Consider the following 15,108-nt stretch of genomic DNA (forward strand, 5'->3'; position numbering starts at 1 on the left):
AGGAAGGAATTGTGCTGTCCGATGAAGTCCTGCAGGTAGACCATGAGGGTCTGGGTCTTGCTGCCGATCTGTTCCTGGTAGTTGGTCAGGGATTTGAGGGTGTAGTCCCATTCGTCCTTGCCCAGGATGTAGTCCTTGTCCGAATTCGGGTAGCTGAGATTGCGCTCGTCCATGAAGTCCACGAGTTTCTGGGGCATGGGGTAGCAGTCCTTCCCCTTGGTGGTCGTGCCGCTGATGCTTTTGATGCCGACGCCTTCTCCGTTCTTGCCTTTGTTCTGAAGGTCCCGGGCAGTAGCGATCAAGTCGGCGCAGGCCTTCTGCTCGGCCTGGATGTCCTGGATCTGTTTCATGTAGTCGTTGGCTTGATTCTTACATATCTGAGACTGGGCCATCTGCAGCTTGGCGAACATCATCTGGATGCCGCCGGCCGGACCGAGGTCGATATCCGCCATTATCTGGGACAGGCCTTGAGGACCTGTGACTTGTGACATGTGCGTATCCTTGCTGATATGTGGTTCGATGAATGCGAATGATACCACAATGCCATCAGAGCCGGACAACCCCGCGCCGTCCGGTTCCGGGAGCCTTCGCGCCAGTGACCGGAGCGGGAGCGCTCTGTGCGGAGCGGGCGGCGCCTTCACGCTTGGCCTTGTCCTGGGCTTCGGACATCATTTTTTGTAATTCCGGAGGCTGGTCCGCATCCAGTGCCGCCAGCAGATCGTCTTCCGAGATGCCGAGTCCTTTGAGTTGCGCATCGAACTGCGTGTTGAGCCTGGAAAGTTCTTCCTTCAATATCTGGATTTGCTGCTCTTGTGCATGGAGATCCTTGTCTGAAAAAGCCATGTCGTCCTCCTGTTTTTGTTCGTCGAATAGCAGATGGCGTGCCAAAGTCATGTTTAAGCCGTGAGAGCTGGTCTATAGTAAAGTTAAGGCGTTTTTTTCGTAAACGCCGTGGTCATCTGCGCTGTAAAATGTTTTCCAAAGCGGGTGTTATGTTGGCGGCAACTTTGTAGGCGTTTTTTGCTTATTCAAAGTACTCCAGTTCCTTGATGGAAGCAAGCATTCATCTGTGTTCTTGCGGCATTACGACTCCTGTGATACATTATCAAGCTATTGGCGCGAATATTGGTAGGAGCGCGGAGAGACCCGTTTTCCATCGCAGAAGGAGAGGATCATGAGCGTTGATTTTTCCATCAACACCCAGTTCGCGCGGCAAGGCCAGGACGCCGGAGTCGCTTCCGCCGGATCGGCCATGACCGGGACGTTCATGGGCCGTCAGGCCGCAGCCGTGACTTCGCCCATGTCCCTGCTGGCCGACGCCGCCGAGGAGATGACTTTCGCCGCGGACACGACGGACGAGTTCGAACTGGCCGACCGCAAGGAGCGCAAGAAGACCTCCGAATCCCTGATCGAGCGGGTGCAGATGTATCAGGAAATGATGCACGAGGCCGGCAAGACGCAGGACATGGACGAACTGACCCGCCGATTGCGCCATGGCGGAGGCAAGGATCAGGCCTTGCGTGAGGCTCGCGAGCAATTCCCTGACCCGTCGGACGCCTGGGCGGCCCTGGCCGGGGCCCTGGATACGCTGGAGAGGGAAGGAGTTGACGCGTCGGTGTGCGACGGCATTCGGGCCGCCATGGACGAGTTGCGGGCGCAGGAGGGGCCGGCCATCCACGCCGGCATCCAGGGGGCCCTGGCTGCCAGGGAGTTCGACGGCCTCGGCTCCTCGGACGATCTGCGGGGCATGTATCGTCAGACCGTGCTTGATTTCGGGACCGTCAACGACGTTCTGGCCCATGTTCTCGAACGCCACGGCGACGTCGGCTTCGACAAGGCCATGGATTTTTTGTTCCGTGCCCTGGGCAACGATCTGGCCGCGGACATCCCCAGCATGGACAAGACGCATCTGGAAAGCGTGCACGCAAACCTGGGCCAGGTGCGGCTGCTGCAAAGCGCCCATACGCTGTGCGACAAGATGCTTGAGCGCTGGGAGAACGTGCATGGCGTGCAGGGGGTGCGTGACGGATCCCTGCGGCCCATGGACCTTTTGGGAGAGATCGTGGGGCTGCGCAACGAACGCTTCCTCGGAGCCATGCATATCGATCGGATCACAGTTCGGGCGCAGGCCCCGGACATCGAACACGAGGTTCTTTTTCTGCAGGAAATGCTCAACATGACACGAAGTTTCCCGTCGCAACTCTTCGAAGGCGACCAGGAGCGCATGAAAGTGCTCGATGCCGTACAGGAGCGCGTCGATAACGCCATTGCCCGCGAGGACGATTTTCTCGCGGCCCAGGAAGAGGGCTGACCATGCTTGATCGTGAAATCGCTGAATTCGGTCGCCGAATGGGCATGCCGGGCTTCGCCCTCGTCGGCGGCGATGTCGCCGCCCTGGATGTCGAGAGTCTCGGTCGCGTGTATTTTGAAAGGGGCGAGGGGGAGCTTCTCGTTTACCTCGCGTTCCCGATCCCGGCGCATGATGCAAAAGCCCCGCAACGGGTGCTGGAGCTGTGTGGATATCGCCATGCCCATCCCATGCCCCTTTGCGGCGGAGTGCACGCGGGCAATGCCGTGCTCCTGACCCGGATGGACGAGCGCACCGTTACGGCCGCCATGCTTGAGAACGCCATTGCATTTCTTGGAAAGATGCAGGAACGCATCGCATAATTTCTCTAATTTTTCATTTTCATACCACAAATTTCGATGCCATGAGGAGACGCCATGGAAACGCAGGTCTTTATCGATGCGCTGAGTCAGGCCTTGGGACAGCAAGTGGAAAAGGACGGGGAGGGGGCTTATGCCTTTCTGCTCGACGGCGTGCCGGTGCTGCTGCATTACAGGCCGTCGGATTCATCCTTTTTGCTGCACATGGAGATCGGGTATCCGACAGGTCTGGGCGGACGGATTCATGCCCGCTTGCTCGGAGCGAATTTTCTGCTCTCCGAGACCCATGGTGCAGCCATCAGCCTGGATGAGCGTACGGGCCTGGCCTTTATGGAGTTGGCCTTGAAGCTGAACGGTCTTGACGGGGCCGGTTTTGTGGCCCGGATCGAGGGATTTGTCGCCCTGGCCGATGAGTGGACCAGACGTTTGCAGGAATGGAACGATGAAATCGAATCCCAGACTGGGGGCCGGGTCGAGACCTTTCTACGCGAGTTGGAAAGTGGAGTTCCGGAAGATCAGATCGACGAAGCCAAAGCAGCGGTAATGCCCATGATCCGGGTGTGAGTCGGCGGTTGCCATATTTCAAACTGATTCACGATCATTCGGAGGGTTCATGGCACTGAGCATTGATAATTTTTTCCGTCAGACCGAAGTCGGGGCAACGCAGAACGATCAGAAAGTTTATGTGCGCCAGGACGAAAAACTGGCCAAGAAGTCGGCTTTTTCCGTTTTTCAGGGGCACGCCCGGGCCAGGGAAAACGATACGACGGCCAAGGCCTTTCTTGACACCATCCGCCGCGACCCAGTTTACAGTAAGTATATCGACATTGCCAAAGGAGTGCTCGATGCCAATCGGCAGGAAGGCAAACCCCTGCGCACACGCCATATTTCCATGGTCAGGGAGCAGGTGGATCGCCAATTGTCCCTCGATTTGGGCCAGGCCATCGCTTTCGGCCAGCAGTTGGCCAAAGACGGCGTGATTCCCGATGGATTCGGGACTTCTTTTGGCCAGTTTTGCATGACACATGCCCTGGGCGGCCAGGCTCTTAATGGAGGAGCCCTGCCCGGTGAACTGCTGCGGGACTTTCTCCAGGCCGAAGTGGCGGATCAGCATGTGGCCAAACTCTGCCGGGACAGGGGCATGGGCGATGTCTCAATGCCGGTGACTGCGATTTTAAGCGGTGCGGGACTTGTCTCCGAGGGGATGAACCGCGCCTTCGAAGGTCCAAATCTGGACGCGCGGGCCTTGCGTTTCACGGATGTCATGGGCGTGCTTGAAGGCACTCTGTCCAAGGCTTTCGATGTGTTGCAGGAGTTGCGGGATGACAAGAAGCTTCTGGAGGGATTCACGGAGCGTGAGGACATGCCGCAGCGATTGCAGACCATGATTCAGGCCGTGGACAGCCATGCCATAAGCCGGGATGAACTGGGATCCTTTTATTTCACGGTGAGCACAGCAGAACTGGATGTGCGCACCTCCCTCGGACAGAGCAAGGCCGTGCGTTCTTTTCAGCTCGCCAATCTTGGGACGACCATTTGTGAGAATCTCTTGGCCGAGTTGGGCTTGCCGACGAATCTTGGATCGCCTCTGGCGCATCATCCGGACGTGCAGTCCGAGGCGCGCAAAAATTTGGACAATCTGGTCCCTCCGCCGGCCATGCCTGCCGAGGACCAGGCCAGGACCGCACTGGAAGGGGCGTTGCGGGCATTCATGGATAAAAAATTGCCTGCGGTCAGGGAGTTTGTGGCCATGTCAGCCAACCCTCCTGTTGAAATCAAACCCAAGGCCTTGTCACCCGCGACCCTGCCCAGATTCATAAATGTCCTGTTGGAAGAGGACGCCTTGCTTGATCCTCTCCTGGGAGGAAACATGCCGCCGGACTTTCTGCAGCGGGTGGAACGGCAATGTAATGCTGCTAAATCGTGCGCCCACGGCATGAGTGATTTCGGCGCTGACGATTTTGCGAATGTTCAGAAGGGAGCCATCCACCTGATGCTGGCGAAGCGAGGCGTGGAAGCCGGGCAATACAAGGCATTGCTGCAAGCCACGGTCGACAGATTCGGCCCGTTGGCTTCGGAGTTGGCCAACGTCAGCCAGGCATGCATCGAAGGAAAGCTGGGAGGCCTGGAAAGCGGTTTGCGTGAGACCTCGCAGTGGTTATTCAGCACCCTGAATTCGTATTTTGCCGCTATCATTGCTTTCGTCCCCGAGGACGCATTGGACGACATGGGCGTGCCGGGTGCGAACTTCTTCGAACGCGTCGGCAATCTTTGGAAAGAGAGTTTTGATCGCGAACTGTCTCTGGAGGAATTGTCCGATCCGGTCTGGGCTTTTGTCCGGGAGCAGGAATTGAAAGCGACCCTGGGCGGCATAGACGATCTGCCCGAACCGCAGCGCAAAGCCCCGATTCCCGGTGCCTTCACGCCAGAGCAGAAGGGCGTGATGAAGGACATGGCCATTTCAACGGGACTGCGAGACATAAGTCTGATTACGCGGCTGGCCGATATGGCTCGGAGTAATGTTTCGAGCATTGGGCACATGTGCCGTGATCAGAACACGGTCGCCAACATTGCGGACGCCGTTCTGTACATGACCAGGGAGCTTGAACCGTTGTTCCGCGAGATGAAGGATCATCCCGTGGCCAACCAGGAAGACGCTCTGGTTGGCGTGCTGACGATGGCCATTGGTTTTTCCGGGCAAGAGCCGGCCGAGTTGCGCAACATGTTCGAGAGTCTCAGCGGGGAGCTTGGGCAACAGGTGTCCGGAGCCTTCATGCACGTTGCCGAAATGGACGTTAAGAATCAGCCGCGCATGCTCAGCGCCACCCGGATGATGGAGGAATTGCGTCTGCAAAGTGGCGCCAGGCTTGGCATCAATGTGGAACGCGACCCCTTGCATTTCACACGGAACGTATCCGAAAGGCACCAGATTCCTGGCTTGCTCATGGAGAGAATCAGGACCTATGCTTCAACGGCATTTTCGGACCTGGACATCAGGCTCGGACAGGTCGTGCCACCTCTCGGCCCGACTCAACTGGAGGCACTGCACTCCATCGCCGGTCGGCTTGAAGCGTCGGTGCCGCCACCTCAGCGCGCACTGATTTCGGGGTTGCTGCAGGGTAATGCCCGAAACCTGCTCGCCGCCCAGGAGTCCAATGGGGAGCAGCCGTTATCCGCGTCCCAGATCTGGCAGGTCGTGACAAAACACGCAGTGCCGGAGAACCTTGAGGAAAACGTTTTGGGAGGACGTTTGCTCGATCATGTGGTTTCAACGTACGACCAGGCCCTGCAGATCGCCTGCCCGGACTTGTTCGAGGGACAACGGGAAGCCACGGTTTTCAGCGCGTTCTTTCTCGGTCTGTCGTTTCCCAAGCTCATGGAGCTGACGCTTCCGGGCGCGCGGCTGACGCAGGATGACGTGTGCGTGGATTTGGGCATGTCCAGCCTGCGGGATTACACTCGGGAAAATGCCTACGGCCTGACCACGGACTTCAGGCGTCGCGGTCGGAACACGGTCATGCGCTTTGAGTCCTCGGATGGGCGGGTGCTCAAGACCTCCCCCTTTGGCATCACGGACGCCGAAAACGTGCCCAGTCATCCTCACTTCCGGAAAATAATGGCTCATGCCCAGAGCATGAGCGCATCGCCGGCCCAGAAGGCCAGGATGCTGCAGGCTTTCAGCCAGGCCGCGCTGGTCATGTCCCGGTTGTTGAGCACGACTTTTCCGGGCATCGAGTTCAGCGAGCACGGCAATTTCTCGGTGACAGCCACGCAACGCGACGATACCACCGTCGTGATCAATATCGATTCCGATCCTGGATTGCCGTTGCGCTTTCATCAGCAATACATCATTGAACCCAACGGTGATCACCGCTGTACGGAATTTGTGATGGAGCGCAGGTAGAGACGACTGGGGATTATCCTTCGTCTTTGTGGCGGTTAATGACTTTTGCAAATCGGAGTTTTCATGGTTTCATCCATCAATAATCTGCTCGATCCGTCCCTGGGGATTCAGGATATCCTGGACCCGGGACTTTCCGCCGACGGACAACTGCCCCAGGCCAGGCCGCTGGCTGCCAACGTGCTGCGCGAGGCCGGCCTGGAGGAACTGTATTCGCCCCTCAACGCCGCCAGGCTTGTGGAGCAGGCGCTGTGTCCGGACGTGGGCGACGGCGAGTTGCTGCGGCCCGAGGTTTTCGCCGCCAACCTGCGCGAAAGCTTCGAGGCCTTGAAGGACAGCCAGAATCCTGAAGTGCGGGATTTTCTGAACACGGATCTGCGCCTGTTGCTGGAGAATCGGGACCTTCTGCAGGCCTACACCGGTCTGATGATCGGAGGCTAGCTTGAATCTGCAGCGACAGCACCGCGAGACCCTGCTCATTCTTGGATACATGTATTTGCGCATGGGCGAACTGGAGCGGGCAGGCCGCCTTTTCGCCGCCCTCATCGCCGTGTCCGGGGAACGGACCGGGAGCTCCGGCACGCCGGCCCTGGATTTTCTTGACCGCTTGGCCCACGCCAGCATGGCGATGGTGGATCTGGAGCGCGACGATCCGGGAGCGGCCCTGGACAACCTGCACAAGGCCATGGACGGTCGCGTCCTCTCCTCCCGCGAGGCCGCCCTGCACCTGCTGCGTGCCCGGGCCCTGTGGCGGCAGGATCGGCGCGAGGAGGCCAGGCAGGCGGTGGACGCCTTCATCGGACTGGGCGGACGCCTTGACGGCGGCCAGTCCGACGGGGATGCAAAGTCGGCCCGATCAGATAAAAGCGGGACCAGAGCATGAACGCATTCGCCATAGCCCGCTCGGCCGTGGGCATGATCACAAGGCACAACGACCTGTCCATCGTCGCCCTGCTGGTCATCGTGGTGGGGCTCATGATTCTGCCCCTGCCCACCCCCTTGGTGGATGCCTTCATCGGCCTGAACATGGCCTTGTCTTTCATCATGCTCATGATGTCCATGTACGTGCGCACGGCCTTGGACTTTTCAGTCTTTCCGACCATGCTGCTTTTCACCACCCTGTTCCGGGTGGGTCTCAACATCACCACCACTCGCCTCATCCTCCTTCAGGCCGACGCGGGCGAGATCATCTTCACCTTCGGTGACTTTGCCCTGGGCGGGAATTTCGTTGTCGGTGCCGTGGTATTCCTCATTTTGACCATCGTGCAGTTCCTGGTCATCGCCAAGGGCGCCGAGCGAGTGGCCGAGGTCGGGGCCCGCTTCACCCTGGACGCCATGCCGGGCAAGCAGATGTCCATTGACGCGGACATGCGCGCCGGGGTCATCGATATGACCGAGGCCCAGTCCCGTCGCCAGCGCGTGAGCCAGGAAAGCCAGATGTACGGCGCCATGGACGGAGCCATGAAATTCGTCAAGGGCGACAGCATCGCAGGCATGATCATCGCCGTGGTCAACATCGTCGGTGGGACCATCATCGGCATTTCCCAAAATGGAATGACGGCCGGAGAGGCATTGCACGTCTATGGCATCCTGACCATCGGCGACGGCCTGGTCTCCCAGATTCCGTCCCTGCTGGTGTCCATCTCGGCCGGCGTCCTCATCACCCGCACCGGCGACTCCGAAGTCAACGTCGGCACTCAGATCGGCGAGCAGCTCTTCAACCAGCCCAAGGCCCTGCTTATGGCCGGAGGCCTGGTATTCCTTTTTGGCCTTATTCCCGGGTTTCCAAAACCACAGCTTTTCGCCCTGGCCGCGTGTCTGGGGGGGCTTGGCTACGTGCTGCGCCGCATCAGCCTGCTGCCTCAGACCCATGACGCCCGCGCCGAGCTGACCAGGTCGCTCAAGCCTTCGGCTACGCCCAGAAAGTCGGGCAAGCCCTTGCCGGGCGGACAGCGCGACGAGTTCGCACCGACAGTGCCCATCATCCTCGACATCTCCGAGGACATGGGTGACAGCCTCGACTACGACTCCCTCAACGAGGAGCTGGCGACCCTGCGTCGGGCCCTGTATTTTGACCTGGGCGTGCCCTTTCCGGGCATCAACATTCGCCCCAACCCCGGCCTGGAAGATCTGAGCTATTCCCTGCACGTCAACGAGATCCCCATGTCGCGGGGGAAGCTGGAAAGGGGCATGGTTCTGGTCCGGGATACGCGCGAGAATCTGCGGATGCTTGGCGTGGACGTGAAGGAGGGCGAGCGCTTCCTGCCCGACGTGGAGCCTCTGTGGGTGCCTGCGGCCCAGAGTCCGAGCCTGGCCCGCGTGGGCATCTCCTGCATGAGCCATCCGCGTATTCTGGCCTACCACCTGTCCCTGATCCTTTCGCGCCACGCGTCTTCCTTCCTGGGCCTTCAGGAGACCAAGTACCTCCTGGACCGCATGGAGGAACGCGCTCCGGATCTGGTGCGCGAGGCCACTCGCCTCATGCCTACCCAGCGCATCGCCGAGATATTCCAGCGCCTGGTGCAGGAACAGGTCTCCATCCGCGACCTGCGCGGCATCCTGGAGGCACTGGTGGAATGGAGCCCCAAGGAGAAGGACGCGGTCATGCTCGCGGAGTACGTGCGCACGGCCCTCAAACGCCAGATCAGCTATATGTACTCAAAAGGGCAGAACATGCTGCCGGCCATTCTCATGGAGCCTGCAGTGGAGGAGACTATCCGCAAAGCCATCCGGCAGACATCCGCAGGCGCGTTTTTGGCCCTGGACCCGGAGACCACCCAGCGTTTCATGAAGGCCGTGGGCGAGGCCGCCGGCAGGTACAAGACCAGCACCCAGAAGCCCGTTCTGGTGGTCTCCATGGACATCCGCCGGTATGTGCGTCGGCTCATCGAGGGGGAACACTACGGCTTGGCAGTGGTGTCGTACCAGGAGATCACGCCGGAGATTTCGGTCCAGCCCGTGAACAGGATACGCCTGTAGGGCAAGGCCCCGGGGCCGTCGTCAACTTCCAAAGGAGAGGTGATGGAAGTCACTGCCATTAACTATGCCGTTCAGGCCCTGTACCTGGTGCTCATGCTCTCGTTGCCGCCCATCGTGGTCGCCTCGGTCGTGGGCATCATCTTCAGCCTGATCCAGGCCATCACCCAGCTTCAGGAGCAGACCCTGTCTTTTGGCGTCAAGCTCATCGCGGTCATCGCGACCTTGTTCGTGATGGGTGGCTGGCTGAGTGGTCAGATTTTGCGATACGCTACTGAAATCTTTAATAATTTTTATCTGTTGTGATGGGTAAAAGGGGGGGCGGATGAATCTGGAATCCCTCTTTCAGGAACTCCGCGTCATGGACCATCTGCTGGCTGTGCTTCTGGGCATGCCGCGCCTGTTCATGATCATACAGACGGTTCCGTTCCTGGGCGGCTCCATTGTCACCGGCCAGATCCGCGTGGCCGTTGCCTTTGCCTGCTATATGTTCATCCATCCCATGGTTCTTGATCAGCTTGATGTGCCCCAGGTCCTGACCATGGGCGTCATGGGACAATTGACCCTTGTTTTGCTCAAGGAGAGCCTGATCGGTTTCCTCCTGGGTTTTCTAGCCGGGATGCTGTTTTGGGCCGTGCAATGCGCGGGCTTCTTCATCGACAACCAGCGAGGTGCGTCCATGGCCTCGGGCGCCGACCCCCTGTCCGGGGAGGAGACCTCTCCGCTGGGTTCTCTGCTTTTTCAGTGCGCGGTATATCTGTTTTTTTCCGGCGGCGCCTTCCTGACCTTTCTCTCTCTGGTCTACTCCAGCTACGAGATTTGGCCGGTGGCCTCACTGCTGCCCGCCGGTTTGTTCGAGCGCGGCGCGGATGTACCCCTGTTCTTCGCCGGCCGTGTGGCTTGGCTCATGAGCACCATGATTCTGCTCTCGGCTCCTATCGTTGCCGCCTGCCTGCTCACGGACATGTCTTTGGGCCTCATCAACCGCTTCGCGGCGCAGCTCAACGTGTATATTCTGGGAATGCCCATCAAGAGCGCCTTGGCGGCCTTTCTCCTGTTCGTGTCCTTTGGGCTTCTCATGTCCCAGATCGGAGGGCTTTTCGCCACCATTGGCAACGACCTGGCAATGCTGCGGATTTTGTTCCATGAGTGAGAAGACCGAACAACCCACGGCAAAGCGCCTGCGGGAAGCACGGGAAAAGGGCGACGTCTGCAAGAGCCAGGACGTGCCGGCGGCCATGTCCGTGCTTGCCATCGCCGTGTATCTTTCGGCCATGAGCGACTCCATCTACGAGACCCTCTCGACCATGACGGAGGTGCCCATGATCGTCATGAGCCTGCCCTTCGAGCAGGCCCTGCCCCTGGCCGCCGACGTCACGGTGGCGTGCTTCCTGAAGCTGGTTCTGCCCCTCATAGGCTTGGTCATGGCTACCTCCATCGCGTCCAACCTGGCGCAGGTAGGTGTCCTTTTCGCTTTCAAGGGCGCCATGCCCAAGCTTGAGAACATCAGTCCCTCCAAGTGGTTCCAGAAGGTTTTTTCCATCAAGAACGCCGTGGAGTTCCTCAAGAACATACTTAAAGTCGTGGTTCTGTCCTGGGTGGTCTGGTTGATCATGTCCGAGCACCTGAAGACCCTCTTCACCATCCCCAACGGCAACATCGGGCACCTTTGGTCGGTGCTGGGCGCGGCCATGCACGACCTGCTCTACGCCGCTGCCGGTGCTTTCTGCGTCATTGCCGCCGTGGACTACCTCTTCCAGCGCTGGCAGTACAACAAACAGCACATGATGAGTAAAGACGAGGTCAAACGTGAGTACAAAGAGATGGAGGGCGATCCCATGATCAAGGGCAAGCGCAAGCAACTGCATCAGGAGCTGCTTGCGCAGAACACCTTGGGCAACGTGCGCAAGGCCAAGGTGCTCGTGACCAACCCGACCCATTTTGCAGTGGCCCTTGATTACGAGAAGGACAAGACGCCCCTGCCGATCATTCTGGCCAAGGGTGAGGGCCTGCTGGCCCAGCGCATGATAGAGATCGCCCAGGAGGAGGGCATTCCGATCATGCAGAACGTTCCCCTGGCGCGCGCCCTCTTTGAGACGGGCACGGAAAACGCCTACATCCCCAAGGACCTTATCGGGCCCGTGGCCGAGGTGCTGCGCTGGGTGCAGAGTCTCGGAGCCGGCGGTGCTCGCAGCAGATAACTTAAGGTAGCATTAATGATTTACGAGAAAAAATTTTTGAATACGCTCATTTCCCTTTGCGACGACCTGGCCTGGGGCCGCCCGGCCAGCGAGGAGCAACTCTTCGACCTGACCCGTCCGGGGGCTGGCCCCGAGGACTACGTTCGCCTGGCCGAGGCCTTCGGCATGATGCTCGTCAAGGTCGAGGGGCGGGAATTTCACCGCGACGAACTCATTTCCGAACTCAAGGCCCGTAACGCGGAGCTGGAGGAGACCCGGGCCCTGCTGGCACAGCGCAACCGGCACCTCATGCAGACCGTGCAGGACGCCTACCAGCCCCGGCGGATCATCGGCAGTTCCGAGGGTATGCGCCGTGTCGTGGAGCTGGCCCTGTCCATCGCCAGACGGCCCATCAACACCGTGATCCTTGGCCCCACGGGTGCGGGCAAGGAGGTCGTCGCAAAGATGGTGCACTACAATTCGCCGCGTCGTGAGGGGCCCTTTGTGGCCGTTAACTGTTCGGCCATCCCCGAGAATCTTTTCGAAAGCGAGATGTTCGGCATTGAGAAGGGGGCGGCTTCGGGCGTGGGGTTCAGGCGCGGTCTGGTGGAGGAGGCCAGCGGCGGCACACTTTTCCTGGACGAGGTCGGCGAGATGAGCCTGGCACATCAGGCAAAATTTCTGCGCGTGCTGGAGGAGCAGGAGGTGCAACGCGTGGGGCGCAACAAACCGCTCCCCGTGGATATCAAGGTCATCGCTGCGACCAACGCCAGCCTGGAGGAGGCTGTTCGTGAGGGGCGTTTCAGGTCGGATTTGTACTACCGAATCAGCGTGGCGGAGATTCGTTTGCCTCCCTTGTGCGAGCGCGGCGACGACATACTGCTCCTGGCCCAGCATTTCCTGGAGGAGCATTGTGCGCGTATGGGCCGTCACCGCCTGATCCTGGCCGCAGGAACCCGGGAGGCGCTTCTGGCCTATTCCTGGCCCGGCAACGTGCGCGAACTGGGCAATGAAATGGAACGGGCCGCCTCCCTCACTGTGGGCGACCGTGTTGAAGCGGCGGATCTATCATCCCGCATTACGGCTACGGTTCCTCGCCGTGTTGCTGTGACCTCGCTTACGGCAAACATTTCTGCGGCGGAAAACCCTGCCTGCGGCGCAGTGGCCTTCAGCGACAATGATCCGGCTCCGGCCCAAGGACCGTTCGAAAAAGGCACGGCGGACCTCAACCTGCAACTTGTCGAGCGCTGGGTGGTCACCGAAGCCCTGAACCGTTGCGCGGGCAACAAGACCAGGGCCGCCGAACTGCTCGGCATCACCCGTGAGGGTCTGCGCAAAAAACTGCAGCGCATCGGGATGACGGAGCAGCCATGATCCTGTCCCTGCGCACCAAGCTCTTTTCCCTGGTAGTTGCGGCCATCGCCTTGGCGGCGGTGCCTATCATCCTGCTGACCTTCCGTGAGATCAACGACATGAGCCTGAGGCGCGAGCGGGAGTCCTTCGGCAACGCGGTGGTCCTGGTCGAAGACAACATCGGCTCCCGCTACTTGAGCCTGCTGGCCAATAATATTCTGGGCGTGATGCAGCACAAGAACCAGTTGCGGCAAATGGCCATCCTGACCCGGACCACCTGGCTCGACATGGAAGGCTTGCCCGACGGGGCGGGGGAACGGGTCATCGGCAGTTGGGCTCGTCCCTTGCTCGGTTTCGGCCTGCATCTCGACCTGTTCGAGGCGTCGGGGGCGCGCATCCTAGGCAGCCCCCTGATCCGAGAACTGGCCATGGATCCCGAACGTACGGATCTCAAGGGCCGCCCTATCGCGACCATGATGCGTCATGATCGGTTGCCTGCCGACGGGATGTTCGCTGTTTTTGGCCTGGATCAGGATTTGACGGGCGTGCTGCCAGGCGCTCCCGGCCCGCTGCTCGTCTATTTTCTCCCCGTGCCCGAACGCGAGGCCGTCATCGCGCTGGCCATGCAGCTTTCGGATATGCAAAAAGAGGCGGCCGGCACGGAGCGGCAGATCGCCGACAGCACCCAGGAGAAGTTCGATTCCCTGGAATTGCACGAGAACGGCTTTTTGGCCCTGATTTCCGGCGATAGCCGGATTCTTGCCTTCAAGGGCAATCCCATGGGTCGCGAAGAAGGGTTCATCCCCCGCGAGGGCCTGGATCAGGCCCGGGAGAAGGGGTTTGTGGATTTTACGGATCAGGGGGCGGGGGACGGTTCGCGGGTCTTCCGCATTGCCCACTTCAAAGCCCTGGACTGGTACATTGTGGCTGCCGTGCCCCGGGACGAGATGGAAGCGCCGGCCAGGACTCTGTTGCGTCGCATGGTCGCCTTCGCCATGGGCTCGGCGGTGCTGAGCGTATTGGGCATGCTTTTGGTCACTGCCCGGCTCATCAAGCCATTGCGCACTCTGACTGGCCAGGCCAAGGTCCTGGCCGGCATCGACCTTACCCAGGCCACTTCTGTCCGCGATGCCGGAGATTCACCTCTTCTCGCCCTGGCGCGGGAACTGCCCGTGGGACAGCGCGATGAGGTCGGTACCCTGGCTGCGGCATTTGGGGATATGGGTCGGGCCCTGGATCAGAACATCCGTACTCTCATGGAGACCACCACGATCAAACAGCGCATGGAGGGTGAACTGAACGCCGCCCGCGACATACAGATGGGCATCCTGCCCGCTGCAGATGCACCGGCCCATCCCGATTGCCTGGTGGCCTCGTTTCTGGAACCGGCAAAGGAGGTCGGTGGGGATCTGTTCGATTTTTTCCAGGTGTCGGACGGCAGGCAAGCCATCATCATCGGCGACGTATCCGACAAAGGCGTCCCGGCGGCCCTGTTCATGTCCATGACCGTGACCCTGGTCCGCTTCGCCCTGGCCCAGATCTCGGACCCGGCCGAGGTCATGACCCGCATCAACGACAGATTGAGTGAGAATAATCCGGGCTGTATGTTCGTGACGCTTTTTATCGGTATCTTCGACCCGGCCACGGGTGAGTTGGAATATGCCAACGGCGGGCACTGCCAGCCTCTGGTCACAGGCCAGGACGGATCCGTGCGCGCCATCGAGGGCATGAGCGGGCCCGTGGTGGGCGCCATGGGCGGCCTCCCCTATGAACTGCACCGGACTGTGCTGGGCGCGGGGGAGACCTGTTTGTTGTACTCCGACGGAGTGTCCGAGGCCATGGATGAGGAGCGGCGTCTGTTCGGGGAGGATCGTGTCGAAGCATTGCTCGCAGCGCACGCCGGCGACACCCCGGAAAAGATCCTGCGGCATGTGTACGAGGCCATTGAGGCTCATCGCGGGAATGCAGCCCAGTCCGACGACATCACCATGCTCTGCTTTACCCGCAGAAACTAAAAAGGTTCTGGGACGA

14 protein-coding genes are annotated in these 15,108 nt (G+C 60.0%); 12 read left to right on the forward strand and 2 right to left on the reverse strand.

Going from position 1 to position 15,108, the window contains the following annotated elements:
* A partial coding sequence (locus CVU60_08665) for a USH1C-binding protein 1 (GenBank protein ID PKN41821.1) occupies positions 1-491 on the reverse strand: 491 nt, incomplete at its 3' end.
* Between the two features lie 55 nt (positions 492-546).
* Positions 547-843: a hypothetical protein gene (locus CVU60_08670; protein ID PKN41822.1), complete on the reverse strand. Its 297-nt coding sequence runs from the start codon at positions 841-843 to the stop codon at positions 547-549.
* A 331-nt stretch (positions 844-1,174) separates the two neighbouring features.
* Between CVU60_08670 and CVU60_08675 the strand changes: the two genes are divergently transcribed.
* From CVU60_08675 to CVU60_08730, 12 genes are all read left to right on the forward strand, one after another.
* Positions 1,175-2,311, forward strand: a complete 1,137-nt coding sequence (locus tag CVU60_08675) for a SepL/TyeA/HrpJ family type III secretion system gatekeeper (GenBank protein PKN41823.1) — start codon at positions 1,175-1,177, stop codon at positions 2,309-2,311.
* Positions 2,312-2,313: 2 nt separating this feature from the next.
* Positions 2,314-2,670, forward strand: a complete 357-nt coding sequence (gene sycN / locus CVU60_08680) for a type III secretion chaperone SycN (protein ID PKN41824.1) — start codon at positions 2,314-2,316, stop codon at positions 2,668-2,670.
* A gap of 54 nt (positions 2,671-2,724) precedes the next feature.
* A complete protein-coding gene (locus CVU60_08685) occupies positions 2,725-3,231 on the forward strand; it encodes a hypothetical protein (GenBank protein ID PKN41825.1) in 507 nt (168 codons plus the stop codon).
* Between the two features lie 49 nt (positions 3,232-3,280).
* A complete protein-coding gene (locus tag CVU60_08690) occupies positions 3,281-6,571 on the forward strand; it encodes a hypothetical protein (GenBank protein PKN41826.1) in 3,291 nt (1,096 codons plus the stop codon).
* Positions 6,572-6,634: 63 nt separating this feature from the next.
* Positions 6,635-7,009 (forward strand): type III secretion protein, encoded by a 375-nt coding sequence (locus CVU60_08695; GenBank protein ID PKN41827.1) that lies wholly within the window; start codon positions 6,635-6,637, stop codon positions 7,007-7,009.
* A gap of 1 nt (position 7,010) precedes the next feature.
* The gene (locus tag CVU60_08700) at positions 7,011-7,451 is read left to right on the forward strand and encodes a hypothetical protein (protein PKN41828.1); all 441 of its coding nucleotides are present in this window, start codon (positions 7,011-7,013) and stop codon (positions 7,449-7,451) included.
* The gene (locus tag CVU60_08705) at positions 7,448-9,547 is read left to right on the forward strand and encodes an EscV/YscV/HrcV family type III secretion system export apparatus protein (protein PKN41829.1); all 2,100 of its coding nucleotides are present in this window, start codon (positions 7,448-7,450) and stop codon (positions 9,545-9,547) included. Before CVU60_08700 ends, CVU60_08705 begins: the two co-directional genes overlap by 4 nt.
* 42 nt (positions 9,548-9,589) lie before the next feature.
* Positions 9,590-9,850, forward strand: coding sequence for an EscS/YscS/HrcS family type III secretion system export apparatus protein (locus tag CVU60_08710; GenBank protein PKN41830.1), 261 nt, complete (start codon positions 9,590-9,592; stop codon positions 9,848-9,850).
* Positions 9,851-9,869: 19 nt separating this feature from the next.
* Positions 9,870-10,697, forward strand: a complete 828-nt coding sequence (locus CVU60_08715) for an EscT/YscT/HrcT family type III secretion system export apparatus protein (protein ID PKN41831.1) — start codon at positions 9,870-9,872, stop codon at positions 10,695-10,697.
* Complete coding sequence (locus CVU60_08720; GenBank protein ID PKN41832.1) at positions 10,690-11,745, forward strand: EscU/YscU/HrcU family type III secretion system export apparatus switch protein; 1,056 nt, start codon at positions 10,690-10,692, stop codon at positions 11,743-11,745. The genes CVU60_08715 and CVU60_08720 overlap by 8 nt, the downstream gene beginning before the upstream one ends.
* Positions 11,746-11,760: 15 nt before the next feature.
* On the forward strand, positions 11,761-13,098 hold the full coding sequence (locus CVU60_08725) for a sigma-54-dependent Fis family transcriptional regulator (protein PKN41833.1): 1,338 nt from the start codon (positions 11,761-11,763) through the stop codon (positions 13,096-13,098).
* A complete protein-coding gene (locus CVU60_08730; protein PKN41834.1) occupies positions 13,095-15,092 on the forward strand; it encodes a hypothetical protein in 1,998 nt (665 codons plus the stop codon). Before CVU60_08725 ends, CVU60_08730 begins: the two co-directional genes overlap by 4 nt.
* The last annotated feature ends 16 nt before the right edge of the window (positions 15,093-15,108 follow it).

It is taken from the genome of Deltaproteobacteria bacterium HGW-Deltaproteobacteria-18, from assembly GCA_002841885.1.
In the GTDB taxonomy this organism is placed as follows: domain Bacteria; phylum Desulfobacterota; class Desulfovibrionia; order Desulfovibrionales; family Desulfomicrobiaceae; genus Desulfomicrobium.